Annotated in this window: 24 protein-coding genes; 15 read left to right on the forward strand and 9 right to left on the reverse strand. The window is 73.7% G+C overall.

Annotation, left to right across the window (positions count from 1 at the left end; all coding sequences use genetic code 11):
• The first annotated feature begins 56 nt into the window (after positions 1–56).
• Positions 57–866, forward strand: coding sequence for a SigB/SigF/SigG family RNA polymerase sigma factor (locus CS0771_RS19535; protein WP_212842318.1), 810 nt, complete (start codon positions 57–59; stop codon positions 864–866).
• Between the two features lie 39 nt (positions 867–905).
• Here CS0771_RS19535 and CS0771_RS19540 read toward each other — a convergent pair whose 3' ends face one another.
• Both CS0771_RS19540 and argS read right to left on the reverse strand, forming a co-directional pair.
• Positions 906–1,085 (reverse strand): hypothetical protein, encoded by a 180-nt coding sequence (locus CS0771_RS19540; RefSeq protein ID WP_212842319.1) that lies wholly within the window; start codon positions 1,083–1,085, stop codon positions 906–908.
• A gap of 107 nt (positions 1,086–1,192) precedes the next feature.
• A complete protein-coding gene (gene argS / locus CS0771_RS19545) occupies positions 1,193–2,917 on the reverse strand; it encodes an arginine--tRNA ligase (protein ID WP_212842320.1) in 1,725 nt (574 codons plus the stop codon).
• A gap of 400 nt (positions 2,918–3,317) precedes the next feature.
• Between argS and CS0771_RS19550 the strand changes: the two genes are divergently transcribed.
• Complete coding sequence (locus tag CS0771_RS19550; protein ID WP_212842321.1) at positions 3,318–3,911, forward strand: DUF305 domain-containing protein; 594 nt, start codon at positions 3,318–3,320, stop codon at positions 3,909–3,911.
• Between the two features lie 6 nt (positions 3,912–3,917).
• On the opposite strand, the gene CS0771_RS19555 is transcribed toward CS0771_RS19550, so the two are convergent.
• On the reverse strand, positions 3,918–4,715 hold the full coding sequence (locus tag CS0771_RS19555) for a methyltransferase domain-containing protein (RefSeq protein ID WP_212842322.1): 798 nt from the start codon (positions 4,713–4,715) through the stop codon (positions 3,918–3,920).
• Positions 4,716–4,826: 111 nt separating this feature from the next.
• On the opposite strand from CS0771_RS19555, the gene CS0771_RS19560 reads away from it, so the two are divergent.
• Genes CS0771_RS19560 through CS0771_RS19570 form a run of 3 tightly spaced genes read left to right on the forward strand, consistent with a single transcriptional unit; the run spans position 4,827 to position 8,008 of the window.
• Positions 4,827–5,921 carry an AI-2E family transporter gene (locus CS0771_RS19560; RefSeq protein ID WP_212842323.1) on the forward strand — a complete coding sequence of 365 codons (1,095 nt, stop codon included), beginning with the start codon at positions 4,827–4,829 and terminating at the stop codon, positions 5,919–5,921.
• A 3-nt stretch (positions 5,922–5,924) separates the two neighbouring features.
• The gene (locus tag CS0771_RS19565; RefSeq protein ID WP_212842324.1) at positions 5,925–7,010 is read left to right on the forward strand and encodes an NAD-dependent epimerase/dehydratase family protein; all 1,086 of its coding nucleotides are present in this window, start codon (positions 5,925–5,927) and stop codon (positions 7,008–7,010) included.
• A 20-nt stretch (positions 7,011–7,030) separates the two neighbouring features.
• Entirely contained in the window at positions 7,031–8,008 is a 978-nt protein-coding gene (locus CS0771_RS19570; RefSeq protein WP_212842325.1) for a YihY/virulence factor BrkB family protein, read from the forward strand.
• Between the two features lie 109 nt (positions 8,009–8,117).
• On the opposite strand, the gene CS0771_RS19575 is transcribed toward CS0771_RS19570, so the two are convergent.
• On the reverse strand, positions 8,118–9,377 hold the full coding sequence (locus CS0771_RS19575; RefSeq protein ID WP_244870891.1) for an MFS transporter: 1,260 nt from the start codon (positions 9,375–9,377) through the stop codon (positions 8,118–8,120).
• Between the two features lie 91 nt (positions 9,378–9,468).
• Between CS0771_RS19575 and CS0771_RS19580 the strand changes: the two genes are divergently transcribed.
• From CS0771_RS19580 to CS0771_RS19605, 6 genes are all read left to right on the forward strand, one after another.
• Positions 9,469–9,780, forward strand: a complete 312-nt coding sequence (locus CS0771_RS19580; RefSeq protein WP_244870892.1) for a helix-turn-helix transcriptional regulator — start codon at positions 9,469–9,471, stop codon at positions 9,778–9,780.
• A 3-nt stretch (positions 9,781–9,783) separates the two neighbouring features.
• The gene (locus tag CS0771_RS19585; protein ID WP_212842326.1) at positions 9,784–10,341 is read left to right on the forward strand and encodes an SRPBCC family protein; all 558 of its coding nucleotides are present in this window, start codon (positions 9,784–9,786) and stop codon (positions 10,339–10,341) included.
• Between the two features lie 77 nt (positions 10,342–10,418).
• Positions 10,419–11,243: an endonuclease/exonuclease/phosphatase family protein gene (locus tag CS0771_RS19590; RefSeq protein ID WP_212842327.1), complete on the forward strand. Its 825-nt coding sequence runs from the start codon at positions 10,419–10,421 to the stop codon at positions 11,241–11,243.
• Between the two features lie 2 nt (positions 11,244–11,245).
• Complete coding sequence (locus CS0771_RS19595) at positions 11,246–11,899, forward strand: HAD family phosphatase (RefSeq protein ID WP_212842328.1); 654 nt, start codon at positions 11,246–11,248, stop codon at positions 11,897–11,899.
• Positions 11,896–12,819, forward strand: coding sequence for a 1-phosphofructokinase family hexose kinase (locus tag CS0771_RS19600; RefSeq protein ID WP_212842329.1), 924 nt, complete (start codon positions 11,896–11,898; stop codon positions 12,817–12,819). Before CS0771_RS19595 ends, CS0771_RS19600 begins: the two co-directional genes overlap by 4 nt.
• A gap of 111 nt (positions 12,820–12,930) precedes the next feature.
• A complete protein-coding gene (locus CS0771_RS19605) occupies positions 12,931–13,347 on the forward strand; it encodes an ankyrin repeat domain-containing protein (RefSeq protein ID WP_212842330.1) in 417 nt (138 codons plus the stop codon).
• A gap of 219 nt (positions 13,348–13,566) precedes the next feature.
• On the opposite strand, the gene CS0771_RS19610 is transcribed toward CS0771_RS19605, so the two are convergent.
• From CS0771_RS19610 to CS0771_RS19620, 3 genes are read right to left on the reverse strand one after another with little or no spacing between them, the layout of a single operon-like run.
• On the reverse strand, positions 13,567–13,995 hold the full coding sequence (locus CS0771_RS19610) for a hypothetical protein (protein ID WP_212842331.1): 429 nt from the start codon (positions 13,993–13,995) through the stop codon (positions 13,567–13,569).
• A 7-nt stretch (positions 13,996–14,002) separates the two neighbouring features.
• Positions 14,003–14,647, reverse strand: coding sequence for a 2'-5' RNA ligase family protein (locus CS0771_RS19615; RefSeq protein WP_212842332.1), 645 nt, complete (start codon positions 14,645–14,647; stop codon positions 14,003–14,005).
• Positions 14,644–15,012 carry a VOC family protein gene (locus CS0771_RS19620; RefSeq protein ID WP_212842333.1) on the reverse strand — a complete coding sequence of 123 codons (369 nt, stop codon included), beginning with the start codon at positions 15,010–15,012 and terminating at the stop codon, positions 14,644–14,646. The genes CS0771_RS19615 and CS0771_RS19620 overlap by 4 nt, the downstream gene beginning before the upstream one ends.
• Positions 15,013–15,086: 74 nt before the next feature.
• Here CS0771_RS19620 and CS0771_RS19625 point away from each other — a divergent pair, with 74 nt between their 5' ends.
• Together CS0771_RS19625 and CS0771_RS19630 are read left to right on the forward strand one after the other, a co-directional pair.
• Positions 15,087–16,619 (forward strand): aldehyde dehydrogenase family protein, encoded by a 1,533-nt coding sequence (locus CS0771_RS19625; protein WP_244870893.1) that lies wholly within the window; start codon positions 15,087–15,089, stop codon positions 16,617–16,619.
• Between the two features lie 103 nt (positions 16,620–16,722).
• Positions 16,723–17,577, forward strand: a complete 855-nt coding sequence (locus tag CS0771_RS19630; RefSeq protein ID WP_212842334.1) for a phosphotransferase family protein — start codon at positions 16,723–16,725, stop codon at positions 17,575–17,577.
• A gap of 25 nt (positions 17,578–17,602) precedes the next feature.
• Here the strand turns inward: CS0771_RS19630 and CS0771_RS19635 are convergent, their stop codons facing one another.
• On the reverse strand, positions 17,603–18,571 hold the full coding sequence (locus CS0771_RS19635) for a S41 family peptidase (RefSeq protein WP_212842335.1): 969 nt from the start codon (positions 18,569–18,571) through the stop codon (positions 17,603–17,605).
• 156 nt (positions 18,572–18,727) lie between these two features.
• Between CS0771_RS19635 and CS0771_RS19640 the strand changes: the two genes are divergently transcribed.
• Together CS0771_RS19640 and CS0771_RS19645 are read left to right on the forward strand one after the other, a co-directional pair.
• On the forward strand, positions 18,728–19,255 hold the full coding sequence (locus CS0771_RS19640; protein WP_244870894.1) for a helix-turn-helix domain-containing protein: 528 nt from the start codon (positions 18,728–18,730) through the stop codon (positions 19,253–19,255).
• Between the two features lie 75 nt (positions 19,256–19,330).
• On the forward strand, positions 19,331–21,496 hold the full coding sequence (locus CS0771_RS19645) for a SulP family inorganic anion transporter (protein ID WP_212842336.1): 2,166 nt from the start codon (positions 19,331–19,333) through the stop codon (positions 21,494–21,496).
• Here the strand turns inward: CS0771_RS19645 and CS0771_RS19650 are convergent.
• The gene (locus CS0771_RS19650; protein WP_212842337.1) at positions 21,465–22,400 is read right to left on the reverse strand and encodes a LysR family transcriptional regulator; all 936 of its coding nucleotides are present in this window, start codon (positions 22,398–22,400) and stop codon (positions 21,465–21,467) included. The two genes, CS0771_RS19645 and CS0771_RS19650, sit on opposite strands and share 32 nt — an antisense overlap.
• Between the last annotated feature and the right edge of the window lie 70 nt (positions 22,401–22,470).

A 22,470-nucleotide genomic window follows, 5' to 3' on the forward strand; every position in this document is an offset into this window, starting at 1 on the left:
CCGGCCCGTGCGGGGCACGGGTGACGCGACGCAGGCGAATGGCAGGTGCGACGGCTATGCCGAACGCGACTGTTTCACCCGATACGTCCTCGGCGAGCGCGCTCGACGTGTTCGCGAAGTTCCAGGACTCTCTGCTGCTCCTGCACCGCCTGCCCGGCAGTGACGCGGGCCGGGCGGCGCTGCGTGACGAGATCATCTGTGGCTGTGCCCCGGTGGCGCGTCGGCTGGCGATGCGTTTCCGCAACCGGGGTGAGGACGTCCAGGATCTCGTCCAGGTGGCTATGATCGGTTTGATCAAGGCCGTGGACCGGTACGAACCCGAGCGCGGGGTGCCCTTCGCCAACTACGTCATGCCGACGATGCTGGGCGAGATCAAGCGCTACTTCCGCGACCGGACCTGGACCCTGCACGTGCAGCGGTCCCTCCAGGAGCTGCATCTGGCGGTGTGCCGGGTCATCCCGGAACTGAGCCAGACCCTGCAGCGCACGCCGACGGTCGAGGACATCGCCGAACACCTCGGCGTCAGCGAGGACGAGGTGCTGCGCGGCATGCGATGCGCGTCCGCGTACACCACCAGCTCGCTGAACGCGCCCGCGACCGCGGACGACAACGAGGGTCAGCTGCAGGACCTCATCGGGGAGTGCGACGGCGCCCTGGAGGCGCTGCCCGAACGCGAGGCCCTGCGCCAGGCCATCGACACGCTTCCCGAACGCGAGCAGCGGATCCTGCGGATGCGCTTCGTGGACTGCATGACGCAGTCGGAGATCGCCGAACAGGTCGGCGTCTCCCAGATGCACGTGTCGCGCCTGCTGACGCGCGCGTTCGAGGTGCTCAGAGAGGAGCTCACCGCGGCCGACGCCGTCTGAGGCGCCCGCCGGGCGGACCGCCGGTCCGCGGGTCCCGTCTCACGAGGACCCGCCGGGCGGGCGGTCCTCCCATGGCTGGCCCATGTCGGGGCCGTACTCGTCCAGCCCGATCGGGGGCAGGCTCGGGTCGGCGGGCTCGGCCGGCGGCTGGTGCAGCGGCTCGGCGTCGGCCGGGGGCTCGAAGTCCTCGGCCGGCGGCACGAACCGCGGGCCGCTCATGCGGGCACCCCGGGCCGTACGGGGTCCGGCTCGCTGCACAGGCTCATGCGCCCAGTGTCGCCCCGCCCCCGCGGCGGCGCGGCCGATTCGCGGGGGCGGGGCGCAGCTCACATCCGGGTGGGCGCCTGGATGCCGAGCAGGTCCAGGCCCTGCGCCAGGGTGCGGGCGGTCAGCTCGCACAGCAGCAGCCGGGAGGCGCGCAGCGCGTCGCCGTCGGCCTTCAGCACCGGGCAGGCCTCGTAGAACGCCGTGTACGCCCCGGCCAGCCCCTGCAGGTAGCCGGTGATCCGGTGGAACTGCAGCGTGCGGCCCGCCTCGGCGACGACCGCCGCGAAGCCCAGCAGCTCCACCGCCAGCGCCCGCTCCGCCGGGTGGTCCAGGATCACCGCGGCGTGCGGGTCGGCGGCCACCTCGCCCCGGCGGAAGATGGAGCGGATCCGGGCGTGGGTGTACTGCAGGTACGCCCCGGTGTCGCCGGAGAACGACAGCATCCGGTCCCACGCGAACGTGTAGTCCTTGATCCGGTCGCCGGCCAGGTCCCCGTACTTGATCGCGCCGATGCCGACCATGCGGGCCACCTCGGCCCGGGTGTCCGTGTCCAGGTCCGGGTTCTTCTCCGCGACGATCGCCGCGGCCCGGACCACCGCCTCGTCGAGCAGCTCCATCAGCTTGACGGTCTGCCCGGTGCGGGACGCCAGCTTCCTGCCGTCGCCGCCCAGCACCTGCCCGAAACCGACGTGTTCGGCCCGCGTCGGCTCGGCCAGCCAGCCCGCCTCCCGCGCGGTCTGGAACACCATCGTCAGGTGCTGGTGCTGCGGGGTGCCGACCACGTACAGCAGCCGGGTCGCCTTGAGGTCCTGGGTGCGGTGCCGGATCGCGGCCAGGTCGGTGGTGCCGTAGCCGTAGCCGCCGTCCCGCTTGCGCACGATGATCGGCAGCGGCTCGCCGTCGCGGCCGGTGAAGCCGCCGGGGAACACGCACAGCGCGCCGTCGCTCTCCCGCAGCAGGCCGAGACCGTCCAGCGACGCCACGACCGGGGCGAGCATGTCGTGGTAGTACGACTCGCCGAGGAAGTCGTCCGCGCCCAGCGTGACACCGAGCTTGTCGTACACGGCCAGGCAGTGCTTCTCGCTCTGGTCGACCAGCAGCCGCCACAGCCGCAGGGTCTCCCCGTCGCCCGACTGCAGCGCCACCACCCGCCGCCGGGCACGGTCGGCGAACATCGGGTCGGCGTCGAACTTCGCCCGCGCCGCGGCGTAGAAGGTGTCCAGGTCACCGATCGACAGCTCGCCCGCGGCCTCGGTCTCGCCCAGGTCGAGCAGGTGCTCGATGAGCATGCCGAACGGGGTGCCCCAGTCGCCGACGTGGTTGGCCCGCCGCACGTCGTGGCCGAGCCAGCTCAGCGTGCGCGCCGCCGCGTCGCCGATCACGGTCGAGCGCAGATGCCCGACGTGCATCTCCTTGGCCACGTTGGGCGCGGAGTAGTCGATGATCACGATTTCCGGGGCGTCCGCGACCGGCACGCCCAGCCGCTGGTCGGTGCCCATCGCGGTGACCAGCCCGGCCAGCGCGTCGTCGCGCAGGCGCAGGTTGATGAAGCCCGGCCCGGAGATCTCGGCGGTGGCGACCAGGCCGGCCAGGTCCGCGCGGCCCAGCGCGTCGGCGGCGACGTCGCGCGGGGCGCGGCCCAGCCGCCGGGCCAGCGGCAGCGCGCCGTCGGCCTGGAAGTCGGCGTGCTGCGAACGGCGCACCACGGGGTCCACCCGCTCGCCGGCGACCGCCGCGAAGGCGTCCGCCAACCGCTCGCTGAGCAGGTTCTCCAGATCAGTCACGTCTAACCGGCTTTCTTGCACGCTGGGTGCAGGCAGGATGGCGCGGAGACCGGCCTCAGGGCCGATCCGCGGGGAACGTGGAGAAAGGCAGCGCCGAACGCGGCGAGGGCGTCAGCGAGCTGCCGTGATTCGTCGTCGCGCGATGGCGGCGACGCGTCCCGGCCGGCGCAGCGCGACGGGGCCACGGACGTGGCCGGCGTGCACAACGGCGGGGAACATGCGAAGCACCATACCAAAGAAAGGAAGGGCACCTTCTTATCGGAATCTGTAGTAGAAGGTGCCCTTCCTAACCTCTCGGCGGTCGTGGACCACGCCGAGGAGCGCGCACCGCGCGTGGCGCACCGCCGGTAGGCTCGCCCGCGACACGACCGGCAACTCCACCCCGGAGGTTCTCCCGATCATGCTCGGCCGCCTCTCGCCGCACCCCGCCCTGCTCGCGGTCACCGCCGCCGCCACCGTGCTCGCGCTGAGCGCCTGCACCGGTCACGGCGAGCACGCCGCACCCGACCCGTCGGTCACCGGCAGCTCGCCCGCCGGCGTGTTCAACGGCGCCGACACGGCGTTCGCGCAGGGCATGATCGCCCATCACCAGCAGGCGCTGGAGATGGCCGAGCTGGCCGCGCAGCGGCAGGCCGGGCCGCAGGTGGCGGCGCTGGCCGCTCGGATCAAGCGGGCGCAGGAGCCGGAGATCGCCACCATGCGGATGTGGCTGGCCGCCTGGGGGCAGCCGACCGCCGACCCCGCGCACGACGCCGCCCACCCCGGTGCCGGGATGCTGACCGATGCGCAGCTCAACAAGCTGCGGGTGGCCTCCGGCGCGGACTTCGACCGGCTCTTCTGCGAGCTGATGATCGTCCACCACGAGGGCGCTGTCGCCATGGCGCAGCGCCTGCGGGCCGACGGCGCCAGCCCGCAGGCCGAGCAGCTGGCCACCCGCATCATCGCCGCTCAGCAGGCCGAGATCGGCGAGATGCGGGCGCTGCTGCGCAAATGAGACGGGTCAGGCCCGGCAGATGACCTCCCCGTGCGGCACGATGAACCAGCCGTCGTCCGCCGCCGCCCACTCGCGCCAGCCGTCGGCCATCCGGCGCAGGTCGTCCGCCGTGGCCAGGCCCAGCGCGACGGCCTGGCGGGCCAGCGCCGACTGCACCACCCGGTCCGCCCACATGCCGCCCCACCAGGCCCGCTCCTCGGGCGCGGCGTAGCACCAGACGCTCGCCGTGGCGGTCACGTCGGTGCAGCCGGCCGCCCTGGCCCAGGCGTGCAGCCGGCGCCCGGCGTCCGGCTCGCCGCCGTTGTGCCGGGCCACCGTACGGTAGAGCGCCAGCCACTCGTCCAGCGCGGGGATCAGCGGATACCACGTGAACGCGGCGTAGTCGGCGTCGCGGGCGGCGACCACGCCATCGGGGCGGCACACCCGGCGCATCTCGCGCAGCGCCGCCGCCGGATCGGCCAGATGCTGCAGCACCTGGTGCGCGTGCACCACGTCGAAACTGCCGTCGGGCACGTCGAGGGCGTGCACATCACCGGTGCGGAACTCGACGTTGGCCGTGCCGCGCGCGGCGATCTCGGCCCGGGCCAGGTCCAGGGCGTCCTCGGTCAGCTCCAGCGCGGTGAGCCGGCCGGGCGCGACCGCGTCGGCCAGCTCGGCGGTGATGGTGCCCGGCCCGCAGCCCACGTCGAGCAGCGTCTGCCCGGGGCGCAGGTGGGGCAGCAGGTATGCCGCCGAGTTGGCCGCGGTGCGCCAGCGGTGCGACACCAGCACCGTCTCGTGGTGGCCGTGCGTGTACGTCGTCATGTCCCATCCCTCCTACCAGGACGACCCTAAATCTGCGTCTCGTGATACGGGAGAAGAATCCTGAATAGTGGACATGTTTAAGGGAAGTGCAGGTGAGGGAATGCCTGTTCGGTGAGAAGCGGGCGGCGAACGACGTCGGCCGATGCCTTCCGCTGGGGGGCGGCGGGCGCGGGCGGCGTCGCCGTGGTCGTGATCGCCCTGGCCGCGGTCTGGGCGGTGCGCGGCATCCTGGTGCTGGTGCTGGTCGCGCTGTTCGCCGCGGTCAGCCTCGATCCGGCCGTACGCTGGCTCGTCCGGCACCACGTGCGCCGGCCGTACGCCGTCGTGATCATCCTGGTCGCGGCGCTGGCCCTGGTCGGGGCGCTGCTGGCGGGCATCGGCCCGCCCCTGGTGCGCCAGGCCGGGCAGCTGTCCACCGACCTGCCCGGCTACATCGACGACCTCGACCAGCGATCCCGCGCGTTCCGCGAGCTCAGCGCCCGCTACGGGCTCGGCGACCGGCTCAACGAGCTGGCCGCCACCGTGCCGGAGAAGGTCGGCACCAGCCTGCTCAGCCTGTTCCGGACCTTCCTCGGCGTGCTCGCCGCCGCGCTGACCGTGCTGGTGCTGGCGCTGTACTTCCTGGCCGACATGCCCCGGCTGCGGCGCCGGGTGCAGCTGCTCGCGCCCGACCGGCACCGCGAGCGCACCCGCCGCATCGTGGACGTGGTCGTGGACAAGGTTGGCTCGTACATGATCGGCAACCTGCTGATCTCGCTGATCGCGGGCGTCGTCGCGTACGCCGGACTGCTGGTGCTGGACATCCCGTTCGCGCTGCCGCTGGCGCTGATCGTCGCGGTGACCGACCTGATCCCGCTGGTCGGCGCCACCCTCGGCACCGCCGTCTGCGGCATCGTCGCCGCGATCGCCGCCGGGCTGTGGCCCGCCGCGATCGGCATCGTCATCTGGCTGCTGATCTACCAGCAGATCGAGAACTACGTGATCGTGCCGAAGGTGATGAAGCAGAGCCTCGACATGCCCGCGCTGGAGGTGCTGCTGGCCAGCCTGCTCGGCGCGGGCCTGCTCGGCCTGGTCGGCGCGCTGATGGCCATCCCGCTCGCGGCCACCTTCCGGGCGATCCGCGCCGAGCTGCGCACGCCGCTGCCGCCGGAGCATCCACCCGCCGCCGCCCATGATTCAGAAGCCGGACCTGGGGGTACCCACTGACTCATGCGAGTCGTCGTGGTGGGGGCGACCGGCAACATCGGCACCGCGGTGCTGCGCCGGCTGCTCGACGGGGAAGAGTTCGACCAGGTCACCGGCGTGGCGCGGCGCCTGCCGAGGGAGGACGCCGGGCCGCCGTACGACCGGGTCCAATGGCACGCCCTCGACGTGGGCGCGCCCGGCGCGACCGCCGAGCTGACCAGCCTGTTCGCCGGGGCCGCCGCCGTGGTCCACCTGGCCTGGCAGATCCAGCCCAGCCACGACCGGGCCCGCATCCGGCAGACCAACATCACCGGTACGGCCAACGTGGCCGCCGCGACCGTCGCCGCGTCGGTGCCGATGCTGCTCGCCGCCTCGTCCGTCGGCGCGTACGCGCCCGGCCCCAAGGACGACCGCGTCGACGAGGACTGGCCGGTCACCGGCGTGCCCGGCTCCACCTACAGCGAGGACAAGGCGGAGGTCGAGGCGCTGCTGGACGTGCTGGAGCAGGAGCACCCACAGCTGCGCGTGGTCCGCGTGCGCAACGGCCTGGCCTTCCAGCGCTGCGCCGCGGCCGAGATCGCGCGGCTGTTCATCGGGCCGCTCGCGCCGCTCAGCCTGCTGCGCCACGGCCGCATCCCGCTGCTGCCCGGCGGCAAGTCGCTGCGGGTGCAGGCGGTGCACACCGACGACGTCGCCGAGGCGTACGCCCGCGCGATCCTGGCCCAGGCGCACGGCGCCTTCAACATCGCCGCCGACCCGGTGCTCGACGCGGCGAGCGTCGGCGCCCGCTTCCACGGCGTGGCCGTGCCCACCCCGCCCGCGCTGCTGCACGCCGCCGCCGCGCTGACCTGGACCGCCCGCCTGCAGCCGACCGAGCCCGGCTGGATCCGGCTCGCCGCGAACTGCCCGCTCATGTCCTGCCGCCGGGCGGAGGTCGAACTCGGCTGGCGGCCCCGCACCGACGCCCTGGACGCGTTCACAGAGTTGATCGAGGGGATGGCCGACGGCACCGGCGACGGCTCGCCGCCGCTGCGAAGCCGGCCCAGTGCGACCGCCCGGCTGCTCGCCATGGCCGGCGGCCGGCTGCCCGGCCACGGCGACCCGTACTGAGCACCACCGGGGGAGGAGCCATGTTCCTGCGACCGAAGACCGAAGCACCGCCGCCCGAGCGCCCCACCGAGCTGACCAAGCGCGACTGGAAGGACGTGCTCAAGCGCACCGTCAAGGAGTACCAGGCCGACAACCTCAGCGACTGGGCCGCGGCGCTGACCTACCGCGGCGTCATGTCGCTGTTCCCCGGCATCCTCGTGCTCGTCGCGCTGCTCGGGCTCACCGGCCAGGACACCGCCCAGCGCGCCGTCGACCAGGTCGGCCGGTACGCGCCCGGCGCCGTCCGGCAGGTCGTCGACAACGCGCTCACCGAGCTGCAACGCGGCCGCCAGGGCGCCGCCGGGCTGGTCGCCCTGTTCGGCGTGCTGCTGGCGCTGTGGTCGGCGTCCGGCTACGTGTCCGGGTTCATGCGCGCCGCGAACGCCATCTACGACGTGCCGGAGGGGCGGCCGTTCTGGAAGACGCTGCCGATCCGGATCGGCGTCACCATCGTGGCCAGCCTGGCCATCACCGCGGTCGCGATGGCGCTGGTGTTCACCGGGCCCGTCGCGCAGCAGGCCGGGGAGTTCATCGGCCTCGGCAGCGGCTTCCTGAAGGTGTGGGACATCGTGAAGTGGCCGATCGTGCTCGGCGTGGTCGCGCTCATCTTCGCGCTGCTCTACTGGGCCTCGCCCAACGCCCGGCAGGGCGGCTGGCGCTGGGTCACCCCCGGCAGCCTGCTCGCCGTGCTGGTGTGGATCGTCGCCTCCGCCGGGTTCGCGCTGTACGCCGCCAACTTCGGCTCGTACAACAAGATCTACGGCAGCCTGGCCGGCATCATCGTGTTCCTGATCTGGCTCTGGATCGGCAACATCGCCCTGCTCCTGGGCGCTGAACTCGACGCCGAACTCCACCGCGAGCGCGCCGTCGCCGCCGGCCATCCCGAGGGCGAGGAGCCCTACATGGAACTCCGCGACCAGCCCAAAGACCCGGACCGCTCGGACACTGACCTCCGCTGACCGCCACCCGGTGCGCCGGCGAGGGCCGAGGGCCATGATCGCGGGTTCGTGTCAAAAAGTCAGGTCAGGCTGCACTTCTGGACACGAACCCGCGATCATGGCCGGGGCCTTACGCGGGGGCGGGAACCTGGGTGGGGAGGGTCGCGGGGCTGGTGGCGCGGCGGAGGTTGCGGATGGGGCGCAGCAGGAGCAGCAGCGCGCAGCCGGCGACGCCGACCACCGCGGAGGTGCCGAGCACCAGCTCCGGTCCGACCAGCCCGCCCACCGGCCCGGCCAGCACCTGGCCGATGGGGATGCCCATGATCGAGCCGGCGACCTCGTACGCCGTGACGCGGTTGAGCACGTCGCGCGGCACCTGGGTCTGGATGCTGGTCGCCCACATGACCGACCAGAACGCCCACGACGCGCCGCCGACCGCGTGCGCGGCGAGCAGCAGCGGCAGCGGCGCCTGCACCGAGATCGACAGCGGGATCAGCGCGAACCCGAACAGCGCGGCCGCGCCGGCGGCCAGCGGCCGGTCCGGGCGCACCCGCATGGCGACCAGCCCACCGAGCACCGTGCCGCCGCCCATGGCGGACATCGCCCAGCCGTACGCGTTCTCGCCGAGGTGCTCCGTGATCATCCCAGAGCCGAGCGGGATGATCGGCCCGAAGACCAGGATGCCGAACACCACCCAGACCAGAATCACGCTCCACATCCAGCTGCGGGACCGGAACTCGTGCCAGCCCTCGCGCAGGTCGTGCCGCATGCTCGCGATGCCCTGCCGGGCGGCGCGGGCCACCGGCGGCAGCCGCAGCGCGAGCAGGCAGAGCGCGCTGACGGCGAAGGTCGCCGCGTTGATCGCGTACACGGTGCCGGGGCCGGTGAGCACGACCAGGGTGGCCGACAGGGCGGGCCCGAGCAGCTGCGCCCCGGCGTCGGCCACGCGCAGGACCCCGTTGGCGCGCTGCACGTCCGCGGCGATGAGCGGGACCATGCTCGCGACGCCGGGCTGGAACATCGCGGCGGCCCCGCCGGCCACGGCCGACATCGCCACCAGCAGCCACAGCGGCACGTTCCCGGTGATCAGGGCGTACGCGACGACCGCCTGGGTGGCCACCCGCACCACGTCGGCGCCGATCATCATGCGCCGGGCGCCGAACCGGTCGGCGAAGACGCCGCCGAACAGGATGAGCGCCACCGCCGGGGTCATCCACGAGGCGAGCACGAGCCCGACGCCCGTGTCGCCGTGGCCCGCGTCCCGCACGGCGAGGGCCACGGCGACGGGCAGCATGCCGTCCCCGAGGAGGGCGACGGCGCGCCCGGCGAAGTAGAGGCTGAACTCGCGGGTCCACATCCGACCGTTGTCACCGATAGTCACGTCGATCATGAACGCGGAACAGTAAAGAACCCTTCCCGATTGCTGGGGTCTTTTTGTATACGACTTGACAGGCATATAACCAGCGAGGCATGTTTGCCGGGTGACGGTGGTGGGCGCGTTCGCGGTGCTGGGCGAGCCCAACCGGCTGCGCATCCTGGAGCTGCTGCGCGGCGCGGAGCTGAGCGTCGGCGAGCTGGTGGACCGGCTGGGCATGAGCCAGCCGGCCGTCTCCAAGCACCTCAAGGTGCTGCGCCAGGCCGGCTTCGTGTCCAGCCGCATCGCCGCGCAGCAGCGGATCTACCGCATCGAACCCGAGCCGTTCGCGGAGGTCGAGCACTGGCTGGCGCCATACCGCGACCTCTGGGACCGCCACCTCGACGCACTGGAACGCCATCTCGACGACATGGAGTGACCGATGAACACCATCGATCCCGGCCCGCTCGCGCCGGTGCAGGTCGAGCCCGCGGCCGGGCGCTGGACCCTGGTCATGCAGCGCGACCTGCGCCACCCGCCCGCGAAGGTGTGGGCGGCGCTGACCGAGCCCGGGCAGCTGGAGCGGTGGGCGCCGTTCCTGGCCGACCGCGACCTGGGCCGCCCCGGCGCCGCGACGCTCACCGTGATCGACGGGGAGGAGCGCTACCCGATGCCCGCGACCGTGCAGCGGGCCGAGCCGCCCCACCTGCTCGTGCACACCTGGGGCGAGGACGTGCTGCGCTGGGAGCTGACCCCGACCGCGACCGGCACCCGGCTGGTGCTGCGGCACACGCTGGCCGACCGGCACTGGGCGCCCAAGGTCGCCGCGGGCTGGCACCTGTGCCTGGTCGTCGCCGAGCGCCTGCTCGACGGCGCGCCCGTGCCGCCGATCCGGGGCAGCGAGGCCAAGGAGCACGGCTGGCGCGAGCTGAACGAGGCGTACGGCAAGGAGTTGGGCATTCCCACCGACGACGACACCGGGGACGCTGACGCGCAGTAACCGTATACGCTCCTGCGCTGACGGCTTCCGTCCAGGCGGACCGGCCTGGCGACGGCGATGGGGAGAGCTGAGCGGGTATGGCGGCAGACAGCGGTTACCTGAAGGTCATGTCCTGGAACCTCTGGCTGGCCGGCGGCTGCGTCGACGACGCCCGCCCCAAGCAGCTGGCGTTCCTGCGCGAGCACGCGCCGGACGTCGTCGGGCTCCAGGAGACGCTCGGCTACGCCGCGCGCGAGCTGGCCGAGGAGCTGGGCTGGTCCTATCAGCAGGGCGGCAGCTGCGGCCTCGTCTCCCCGCACCCGATCGTCGAGCGCTACGGCGACGAGCAGATGTGGGGCGTGGGCGCCCGGCTGCGCCTGCCCGGCGGTGACGAGCTGGTGGCCTGGAGCGCCCACCTCAACTACGACCCGTACGGACCGTACGACTACCACCTGGCCGGGATGCGCGTGCCCGAGGTGCTGGCCCGCGAGGCCGACTCGGGCCGGCCCGCCCAGATGGACGAGATCCTCGCCGCGATGCGCCCGGCACTGGCCGAGCCGGGCCTGCCGGTGCTGCTGACCGGCGACTTCAACGTGCCGTCCCACCTGGACTGGCCCGAGCTGCCCTGGCAGGTCAGCGTCGCGGTCGAGCAGGCCGGGCTGCGCGACTCCTACCGTGTGGCCCATCCGGACCCGGTGGCCGCGCCCGGCCACACCTGGTCGCCGCTGAACCCGTGGCACCAGCAGCAGCCGGGCATCCCCGAGCCGCAGGACCGGATCGACTTCGTCCACTTCGCCGGGCCCCTGCGCGTGGTGACGTCGGATACGGTCGGAGTGGGCCGGCCGCGGCCCATGCCCCACCACGCGGACAATGACTGGACCTCGGACCACTGGGCGGTGCTCAGCACCTTCGCGCGGGAGTAGTGATGATCGACCTCGGCAGGTACGACGCGGTACTGCTGGACATGGACGGCACGCTCGTCGACACCGAGTCGCTGTGGGTACAGGCCGTGGTCGAGGTCGCCACCGGCCTCGGCGCCGCCCCGCTGGACGAGTCGCGGCTCATCGGCGGCACCGTCGCGAGCATCGTCACCGTCGTGGGCGCCGCCCTCGGCGGCCGGGTGGCGGCGGCCGAGCTGACCGTCCTGATCGACGAGGGCGTCAAGCGCAAGGTGGCCCAGGTCGGCATCCTGCTCCGGCCCGGCGCCCGCACGCTGCTGGACGGCCTGATCGCCGCCGGTATGCCGTGCGCGCTGGTCACCTCGTCGGGCCGGGCCGACACCGAGCTGATCCTCGACGTGCTCGGCCGGGACGCGTTCGCGTACACGGTCACCGCCGACGACGTGCCCCGCCACAAACCGGACCCGCTGCCGTACGCCACCGCGGCGGCGCTGCTCGGCGCCGATCCGTCACGCTGCGTCGCCGTCGAGGACTCCCTCGCGGGCCTGGCCGCCGCCGAGGCCGCCGGCTGCGCCACCATCGCCGTGCCGCATCTGCAGCCCGTCCCGCCCGCGCCCGGCCGCCTCGTGCTGACGAGCCTGGAGCAGATCCGCGTGACCTCGGCTAAGGTGACGCGATGATCCTCACCGTCACCCCCAACGCCGCCCTGGACGTCACGTACCAGGTGGACAGTCTCACCCCGTACGCGACGCACCGCGTCTCGGCGGTGGCGGAACGGGCCGGTGGCAAGGGGGTCAACGTCGCCCGGGTGCTGCACAGCCTCGGTGAGCCGGTGCTCGCCACCGGGCTGGCCGGCGGGCCGACCGGCGTACGGCTGCGCGAGCTGCTCGCCGCCGACACCGTCGCCGAGGCGTTCCTGCCCGTCGCCGGGGACGCGCGGCGCACCGTCGTGGTCGCCGACCGGGCCGACGCCACGGGCTTCTGGGAGCCCGGCCCGATCGTCACCGCCGCCGAGTGGTCGGCGTTCACCGCGCACTTCGCCTCGCTGCTGCAGGGCGTGCGGGTGGTCGTGCTGTCCGGCTCGCTGCCGCCGGGCGTGCCCGCGACCGCGTACGCCGAGCTGCTCGCACTCGCCCACGCGGCCGGTGCGGCGACCATCCTGGACGCCGACGGCGACCCGCTGCGCCAGGGCCTGCGCGTGCAGCCCGCCCTGGTCAAGCCGAACGCGGCCGAGCTGCACGCGCTCACCGGCGTACGCGTCGACGGGCCCGACGCCGCCCGCCGCGCCGTCGAGACGCTGCGCGAACTCGGCGCGGGCGATGTCGTGGCCTCGCTGGGCGGGGGCGGCCTGGTCGCCGTCTGCGCCGACGGGGTGTGGCGGGCCCGGCTGCCCGAGCCGCTCGACGGCAACCCCACCGGGGCGGGCGACGCCTGCGTCGCGGCGCTGGCCCGCGGCCTGCTCGCCGGGCAGCCCTGGCCCGAGCGGCTGCGCGACGCCGTCGCCCTGTCCGCCGCGGCCGTGCTCCACCCGGTCGCCGGCACCGTCGACGTGGACACCTTCCACCGCCTGCGCGCCGAGGTCATCGTCGAGCCCTGCTGAGCCGCGGACACGACAGCGCACGCCGTCCGGGGCGAGGCGTGCTCGGCACAGCCGCACCGTTGCCTCAGAACCAACGCGACGGATGGCTCGGCCCGGTCCTACCATGGCGACGTGAACCGGCGCCGTGCCAAGAAACTCGCCCGCCGGCTGGTGATCGCCGGCCTGACCGGCGATACAGCCGCCGCGGCCAGGCTGCTGCGCGCCGGAGCCGATCCGGACCGGCCCAACGCCGAGGGCACGACCCCGCTTTACCAGGCGTCCGTGCACGGTGTGGCGCCGATCGTCGCGCTGCTGCTCGCGGCGGGCGCGACACCGGATCTGGAGAGCGGGCACGGCCCCGAGGGCACCCCCCTTTGCGCCGCGGCCCTCTGGGCGCACGACGACGTGGTACGTGAGCTGCTCGCCCACGGCGCGGACCCGGACCTGCGCGAGGACGGCGGGACCGGCCACACCCCGCTGGATTGGGCACGCCACTTCGGCCACACGGAAACGGTCCGGCTCCTGGAGGCCGCCCGCCGCCCTGGCTGACCACGGCCCACCCCCGGCCACACGACCGCACCGTACGTCCCCACGGCCGCACCGCACGGCCGCCCCGCACCGTGCCGCACTGCGCGGCTCCGCGCCGACGGGACGTGCGGAGTGGCCAGCGGCGCGGCCAAGATCGCGAGTTCGTGTCAAGATCTACGGTCTGACCGCAGATCTTGACACGAGACGCTGATCATCCCGCCGCGACGAGACCTGGCGCCCTCAGCGGGCGGACACCTCGGCCAGCATCGCGGCGACGTGCGGGTCGCCGCCGTCCTGCGTGAGGTCGTCGGCGAACACGGCGATCGCCTGCTCGTCCTCGCCCAGTTCGGCGCGCAGCGCCTGCCACGCCCACAGGTTCGGGTGCGGGATCGAGGTGCACGCGTTGGCGGGGGCCAGCATCGCGATCGCCCGGTCCAGCCCGGCGGGGGAGAGGCGGTATGACGCCGGGCCGCTGACGTGGCCGACGACCGTGCCCAGCACCACGGCCGGCAGGAAGCCGTCGCCGGCGGCGATCCGCGCGAACTCGGGCCTGCCCGCGACCAGCCGTGCGATGCCGAACGCGGCCGGGCGCCGCCAGCCGGGCACCGCCGCCTCGAACCGCTCCCGCGCCGCGTCGAGTTCCGCCACCGTGCTCCACTGCTCGCTCATGGGCGGATCATGGCACGCCCGCGCGGGCGAGCGGGATGCGGGCCACGGGGGTCCAGTGGTAGGAGGCCGTGCCGAGGTCCTGGGTGACGTCGAGCAGGTGCACGGCGCGGACGGTGAGGGCGGCGTGGCTGGGGCGGACCTGCTGGCGCAGGGCGGCCTGGACCCGGCCGGAGTCGCCGGTGCCCGTGGCGTAGGCGAGGGTCAGGTGGCCGGGCATCGCCTCGTACGCGACCGCCTCCGAGCCGAGCACGTCGGAGATCGCGCCCCGGCAGCGGGCGTGCACCGTGTGCAGCGGCTGTCCGGGCAGGTCACCGTCGAGATCGGCCAGTACGACGGTGACGCTGGCCAGCGGCGATCCGGCGGTGAGGGTGAACGCGGGCAGGTCCGCGAGCGCCTCGGTGAGCCGATCGGTGAGCTCGGCGCGTTCGCCGGGGCCGATCTCGGCGGCGGGGATGCCCATCACCGGCTGGACCGTGACGTGCAGCCACGGGTCGGGCACCGGCGCGAGGAACGGGAACGGCGCCATCGCCGCCCGGCAGCCCCGCACCAGCCGGGCCAGGTCACCGTCGTGCGCGAGGTCCGGGAGCAGGTACACGTGCAGCCGGGTCCAGCCTGGGGGCCAGACACGCCCGCCGGTCAGGAAGGGCTTCACTTCCCGCGCGGCGGCTGCCACAGCTCGAAGCGGTTGTCCTCGGCGTCGTACGCCCAGCCGAACCGCCCGAACTCCCCGTCCTCGACCTCGTCGGCGACCTTGACCCCCGCCTCGCGCAGCTGCGCCAGCATGGCGTCCAGATCGTCCACCCGAAAATTGATCATGTATGGCTGCTCGCGCGGCCCGAGGTAGTCGGAGTCCTGCTCGAGGATCGACCAGGCCGTCGTGCCGCCCGCGTGCCAGCGGAAGGTGTGCCCACCCCATTCGCTCACGTCGATGCCGAGATGCTCGGCGTACCAGGCCCGCAGGGCTACGGCATCGCGGGCGCGGAGGAACACCCCGCCGATTCCGGTCACTCGCTGCATTCGGACATTCTGACATGAAAGTCCGGAGACCGCCGGACCTTGGCGGGCGGGCCCGGCGGGAGCATGATGCTGGCATGCTCTCATCGATGATCGACGGCGTCCCGGTGCCCGGCGGCGCGCGCGTGCAGGACAGCCGCAACCCGGCCGACCTCGCCGACGTGGTCGGGCAGGTCGCGCTGGCCGACGCGGACACCGTGACGGCCGCCGCCCGCTCGGCGCACGCCGCGCAGCGGGCCTGGGCGGATGTGCCCGCGCCGGTGCGCGGCCAGGTGATCGCGAACATCGGCGCGCTGGTCGAGGCGAACGCCGAGGCGCTGGCGCGGCTGGTCACCCGCGAGATCGGCAAGCCGCTGGCCGAATCCCGGGGCGAGGTGCAGGAGATCGTCGACACCTGCCGCTTCTTCCTCGGCGAGGGGCGGCGCCTGTACGGCCAGACGGTGCCCTCGGAGATGCCCGACAAGCAGCTGTTCACCTTCCGCGAGCCGGTCGGCACCGCCATGATCATCACGGCGGGCAACTTCCCGGTCGCCGTACCCTCCTGGTATCTGGTGCCCGCGCTGCTGTGCGGCAACACCGTGGTGTGGAAGCCCGCCGCGTACGCCGCCGCCGGCGCGGATGCGCTCTACCAGCTGTTCGTCCGGGGTGGCCTGCCCGCCGGGGTGCTCAACCTGGTGCAGGCCGACGGCCCCGAGACCTTCGCCGGGCTGTCCGCCGCGCTGGACGCGGGCCTGGTGCATAAGGTCGGTTTCACCGGCTCGACCGAGGTGGGCCGCGCGATCGGCGAGCTGTGCGGGCGCCACCTGCAGAGCCCCTGCCTGGAGCTGGGCGGCAAGAACCCGATGGTGGTCACCGAGGACGCCGACCTGGACCTGGCGGTAGAGGGCGCGCTGTTCGCCGGGTTCGGCACCGCGGGCCAGCGCTGCACCTCGCTGGGCACGGTGCTCGTGCACGAGTCGGTGCACGGCGAGTTCCTGCGCCGCTTCGCCGCGGCGACCGCCGCCGCCGCGATCGGCGACCCGACCCGCGAGGTGCTGTACGGGCCGCTGCTGGACGAGCGCTTCGCCACCTCGTACGAGAAGTATCTGGGCTGGATCGAGGGCGGGCACCGGGTGCTCGGCGCGACCGGCCGGATCACCCCGGACAACCCGCGCGCCGGGTTCGTCGGCGACCCGTCGACCGGGCTCTTCTACCACCCGGTCATCGTGGACGGGGTGCGTCCCGGCGACGCCCTGTTCGACAACGAGACGTTCGGCCCGATCGTCGGCGTGACCGCGTACCGCTCCCTGGACGAGGCGATCGACCTGGCCAACGCCCCCGGCTACGGCCTGTCCAGCGCCATCTACACCACCGACCCGGCCAAGGCGTTCGCGTTCCGCCGCGGCATCGGCGCGGGCATGGTCAGCGTGAACAACTCCACCTCCGGCGCCGAGGCGCACCTGCCCTTCGGCGGCAACGGCCGCTCCGGCAACGGCAGCCGCCAGTCCGGCATGTGGGTCCTCGACCAGTTCACCCGCTGGCAGGCCCTGAACTGGGACTACTCCGGCCGCCTCCAGAAAGCGCAGCTGGAGGTCGCGGTACTCCCCGCCGACCTGGACTTCCGCCTGTAAGGAAGGGCACCTTCTTATCGTTATCCGTAGAGGAAGGGCACCTTCTTAACCTCTCGCCGAAACGGGCATGCGCGGCGGCGGTGTGGGCTGCGATCGTGTGACGATGTATGCCTACCCGCCGCCGTCCCCGCAGACCCTGGCCTGGCTGCGCGGGGCGCTCGGGGCGCCCGTCGCCGCGACGACGCCGCTGACCGGCGGCATCTCGCAGGCCGTCGACGCGGTGGACACCGCCGACGGGCGGCGGTACGCGCTGCGCCGCTGGTGCCGCCCCGGCTGGCAGGCCGACGACCCGTGGTTCACCCCGCAGAACGAGGCGACGGCGCTGACCTCGCTGTCCGGCACCGGGCTGCCGGTGCCCGAGGTCGTCGCACTCGACCCGACCGGGGCCGAGGCGGGGCACCCGGCGCTGCTGATGACCTGGCTGCCGGGGGAGATGCTGCCGAGCGCCACGCACCGCGACGCCGCCGTCCCGCCGCCCACCCCGGACATGCTCGCCCGGCTCGTCGAAGCGGCCCACGCGATCCATGCCGTGGACGGCGGCGGCGTGGCGCCGTTCGAGCCGTACGTGGTGCTCGCCGAGGCCCGCCCGCCGGCCGCGAGCACCCGTCCGGAGCTGTGGGAACGCGCGATCGCGGCCGGACTCGCGGCGCCCGCGCCGACGCGGACCACCCTGGTGCACCGCGACTACCACCCCGGCAACACGCTGTGGCGGGACGGGACGCTCACGGGCATCGTGGACTGGACGAACGCGTCGCGCGGGGTGCCCGGCTACGACTTCGGCTACCTGCGGGTCAACCTGCTCATCACGTACGGGCCGGAGTACGCCGACTCGCTGCTGCCGCTGCTGGACGGGCACGATCCGGCCGACGACCTGGCGGCGTTCCTCGACATGGAGTGGGAGGGCCCGCACGCCGCGCCGCTCCCGGTGATGGAGTCCTACCTGGAGCGCCTCCTCTAGGCGAGGCGTTAAGAAGGGCACCTTCCTATACGGAAAACGATAAGAAGGTGCCCTTCCTTAGGGCGGTTTCGGCTTCGGTGGCGGAGGGGCCGTCGGTGGCGGCTACCTGGGCCAGGGCGGCGCGGTACGCGGTGGGCAGGGCGTCGTCGGCGGGGACGGGGAGGTCGGGGAGGACGCCGGTGCCCTCCCAGTTGGCGCCGGTGGCGGGGTGGACCGCGCGGGCGACGGGGATGGTCGCTTCCAGGTGCGGGTGCAGGCGGAAGGCCTCGCGGGGGTGGGCGCCGCCGCGGGTGCGCTCGCCGACCAGGGTGCCGCGGCCGGACTGCTGCACGTCGTAGGCGAGCGCCTCGCCGCCGGAGAAGGTGGCCGGGCCGGTCAGCACGTAGAGCGGCTTGGTCCGGCCGAAGCGGCGGCCGGGCACGTGCGCCGACGTCCACGACTGGCGTACGCGGTCGGTGGCGCGCTCGTAGGTGCCGGTCAGCTCGACCGGCTCGTGGTCCCACAGGTAGCTCATGAGCAGGGCCACCGCGGACGGCTCGCCGCCGAGGCAGCCGCGCAGGTCGACGATGAGCGCCCGGGTCGGCGCGAGCAGCGTCAGCGCCGCGGCGTACACGTCGCCGACCAGGGCCGCGGGGAAGATGAGCGGCTGGATCTCCAGCAGGCCCACGTCGCCGGGCAGGCGCCGGGCGCCCGCGACGCCGCCGCAGGTGCGCTCGGCCCACTCGGCCATCGCCGCGTACTCGGCCGCCTCGTCCTGCTCGGCCCGCTCCGGCTGGGGCTCCTCGTGGTGCAGCAGCCGCAGGTGCAGGTCGCCGTTGACGGCCTGCAGGTCGGCGGTGACGGCGGCGGCGAGGGCGGCCGGGTCGGCGGGGTAGCCGGCGGCGGCGCCGGCCAGCCGCGCGGAGATGGCCGCAGCCGCGTCAGGGAAGACGTAGTGCTGCTCAATGAGGGTGCGCAGGCGGTCGATCACGCTGTCCGTCTCGGTCTTCTGCATAGGACCAGGGAAGCACGCCGCTTGACAAAGCGTCAAGAGGCCTTGACGCTTAAACCGCGAGGGGCACCCGCCTCGCAGCGTCACAACTTCTGGGTTGTAGGTACAACCCAGAAGTTGTGAAGCGTGGCACGAGGTATCACGGAGGAGAGGCGGCTCATGACGAATGAGGCGAGCGGTGGCGACGACGATGAGGTGATGCCCGTCAGCGCGGCCGAGCAGCACAAGGCACTGGCCCACCCGATGCGCCACCGGCTGCTGTTCGCGCTGGAACGGCCCGCCACAGTCAGCGGGCTCGCCGCGTCCCTGCGTACCAACAAGGGGAACGTCGCCCACCACCTGAAGGTGCTGGCCGACGCGGGGCTGGTGCGACCGGCCGGGACCCGCACCGTGCGGGGCGGCACCGAGCAGTACTACGCCCGCGCCGCGAAGGCCCTGCACTACACCGGGCCCGGCGCGGCGGGCACCACCACGGCCGCGTTCCAGGCGCTCGGCGAGGAGATCGCCGCGGCGCGGGACCCGCTGCTGGTGCTGCGGCACCTGCGGCTCACCGAGGCGCAGGTCCGCGAACTAACCGCGACGCTCACCGCGCTGGCCCGCGACACGCCTGACGCGGGCGACGGCGCGACCCGCTACGGCCTGCTCGTCGGCCTCTACGAAGCCCCGGGGCCACACAGCCAACAGTGATCTCCCCATCAGCGTTTTCACAGCTTACGGCCGTTGAGGTGTGGAAGTACGCGAGCAACAGGGGGTACGCGGGGGATGAGCACTGTGTGGCGGGAGCGGCTGCGGGCGGACGTGCCGGCGTCCCTGGTGGTGGTGCTGGTGGCGCTGCCGCTGTCGTTGGGCATCGCGGTCGCGTCCGGCGCGCCGGTCCTGGCGGGACTGGTCAGCGCCGTGGTCGGCGGGGTCGTGGCGGGCGCGCTGGGCGGGTCGGCGGTGCAGGTCAGCGGCCCGGCGGCCGGGCTGACCCTGATCGTGGCGCAGACCGTGGCGACCTTCGGCTGGCGCGGGGCATGCGCCATCACGATGGCGGCCGGGCTGCTGCAGCTGCTGCTGGGCGCGGCCCGGGTGGCGCGGGCCGCGCTGGCCGTCTCCCCGGCGATCATGCACGGCATGCTGGCCGGGGTGGGCGTCGTGATCGTCCTGTCCCAGCTCCACGTGCTGCTCGGCGACGCGCCGCAGGCCTCGGCGCTGGCGAATCTGCGCGCGCTGCCCGGCGAGCTGCTGCACAACCACACCCCGGCCGTGTTCATCGGCGTGCTGACGCTGGCCGTGCTGTGGGGCTGGCGGCTGCTGCCGCAGGTCTCCACATACGTGCCGGCGCCGCTGGCGGCCGTGGTCATCGGCACCGCCGTCGCGGCGCTCACCGGCTGGGAGCTGCAGCGCGTCGACATCCCCGGCGACCTGCTCGCGTTCGACGCCGGGCCGGTCTGGCCGGACGCGACCGCGCCCACGATCCTCGCCGCGGTCGGCGCGGTGGCGCTGGTCGCCAGCGTCGAGTCGCTGCTGTGCGCGGTGGCGGTGGACCGCATGCACGACGGGCCGCGTGTCAACCTGGACCGGGAGCTGGCCGGGCAGGGCGCGGCCAACGTGGTCGCCGGGGCGCTGGGCGGGCTGCCGGTGGCGGGCGTCATCGTGCGGTCCACCACGAACGTGCGGGCCGGGGCGCGCTCCCGGCTGTCCACGGTGCTGCACGGCGTGTGGATCCTGGCGCTGGTGCTGGCCGCCGCGCCGGTCATCGAGCTGATCCCGCTGCCCGCGCTGGCCGCGCTGCTGGTCTACACCGGCGTGAAGATGGTCAACCTGACCCACGCCCAGCAGGTGCACCAGCACCGGGAGATGCCGGTCTACCTGCTCACGCTGGCCGCGGTGGTGGTGCTCGGGCTGTTCGAGGGCGTGCTGGTCGGCATGGTCTGCGCACTGCTGCTGTCGGTCTGGCGGCTCACCCACGCCACCGTGCGCGCGTACCACGACGAGCACGGCTGGCACGTCGCCGTCGAAGGCTCGCTCACCTTCCTCGCCGTGCCGAAGCTGACCCGGGTCCTGGCGCAGGTCCCGGCGGGCACGCCGGTCGCGGTCGAGCTGAACGCCGACTTCATGGACCACGCCGCGGTCACCGCGCTGCACGACTGGCGTACCGGCCACGAGCGCGGCGGCGGCACCGTCGAGGTGCACGAGCTGCACCACCACTGGTACGCCGAGGCGATCACCGGCCAGCGCCCGCCGGCCCGCAAGGTGCACCCCACCGCGTGGCTGCTGCCGCGCATGCATCGCGCCGTCCCGTCCGGCGCCCGCGAGCGCCTCACCCGCGGCGCCCGGCTGTTCCACCGCCACGGCGCCCGCCGGGTCGGCCCGCTGCTGGCCGAGCTGGCCCGCACCGGCCAGCAGCCCACCCAGCTCTTCATCACCTGCGCCGACTCGCGCATCGTGCCCAGCCTGATCACCGCCACCGGCCCCGGCGACCTGTTCACCGTGCGCAACGTCGGCAACCTGGTGCCCCGCCACGGCGACGAGCACGACGGCAGCGTCCACGCCGCCGTCGACTTCGCCCTCCAGGTCCTCAACGTCCGCACCATCACCGTCTGCGGCCACTCCGGCTGCGGCGCCCTGGCCGCCCTCCTCCGCTCCGACACCCACCCCGCCCCCATGCCCCACCTGCGCCGCTGGCTCCGCCACGCCATGCCGAGCATGCACCGCACCGCCCCCCGCACCGCCTCACCCAGCGACCACCTCACCCGTCTCTGCCAGCAGAACGTGATCCAGCAACTCGAGAACCTGATGACCTACCCCCCGGTCGCCGAACGAGTCCACGACGGCCGCCTGGAACTCGTCGGCATGTACTTCGACATCGCCGCCAGCCAAATCCACCTCCTCGACCCCCACCACCACGCCTTCACCCCCGTCGACTCCCCGGCCCCGCGCTGACCCCTCCGCCGCGTCGATCTTCGGGGCGGGCGGCGGTGAGGAGGGCGTCGGCGAAGGCGGCGGCGGGGGTGCCGGTGGCGTCGGGGGTGCGCAGGGCGGCGTAGACGTTGCGGGTCGGGGGGTCGCGGAGCCGGCGGACGGCGATGTCCGGGCGCAGCGCGGGGACCAGCAGGCCGGGCACCAGCGTGACGCCGAACCCGGCCGCCACGAACGCCTGCTTGCCCAGCCAGCCGCCGCACTCGATGTCGATGCGCGGGGTGAACCCGGCCCGCCCGCACGCGCTCACCAGCATCGCGGCCGCCCCCGCGTAGTCCTCGACCCACGTGTCACCGGCCAGTTCGGACAGGTCGACGATCTCGCGCCCGGCCAGCCGGTGCCCGGCCGGCAGCGCGGCGTACAGCGGGTCTTCGCGCAGGTGGAGCAGGCGTATGCCGTCGTGCGGGGGCAGGCCGGGCGGGTAGTCGGTGACCACGGCCAGGTCCAGGTCGCCGTCGAGCAGGCGCGGCAGCAGCTGCGGGGTGACGCCCGCGGCGAAGACGACCCGGGCCTGCGGGAACGCGGCGGTGTACGCGGTCAGCGCGCGCGGCATCAGGTCGGCGGTGACCGTGGGCACCGCCCCGACGCGCAGCGGCACGGCCTGGAGCCCGCCCGCCGCGGCCACCTCCTCGGCGGCCCGCTCCGCCCGGGACAGGATCACGGCGGCATGGCCGAGCAGCACGTCCCCGGCGGTCGTGGGGCGTACGCCGCGCGCGTGCCGACGCAGCAACGGGCTCTTGAGCTGCGCCTCCAGCACCGCGATCTGCCGTGACACGGCCGACTGGGTGTAGCCGAGGGCCTGCGCCGCGGCGCTGATCGAGCCGAGCCGGCACACCTCCTGAAACGAACGGAGCGCGGTGAGATCCACGGCGGCCATGCTAGCTGCAGCTATGAATGACACGCATGGCTCGCATCGCGATCATGCGCTGGTGCGATGG

Origin of the sequence: Catellatospora sp. IY07-71 (assembly GCF_018326265.1) — a bacterium.
Taxonomy (GTDB): Bacteria; Actinomycetota; Actinomycetes; order Mycobacteriales; family Micromonosporaceae; genus Catellatospora.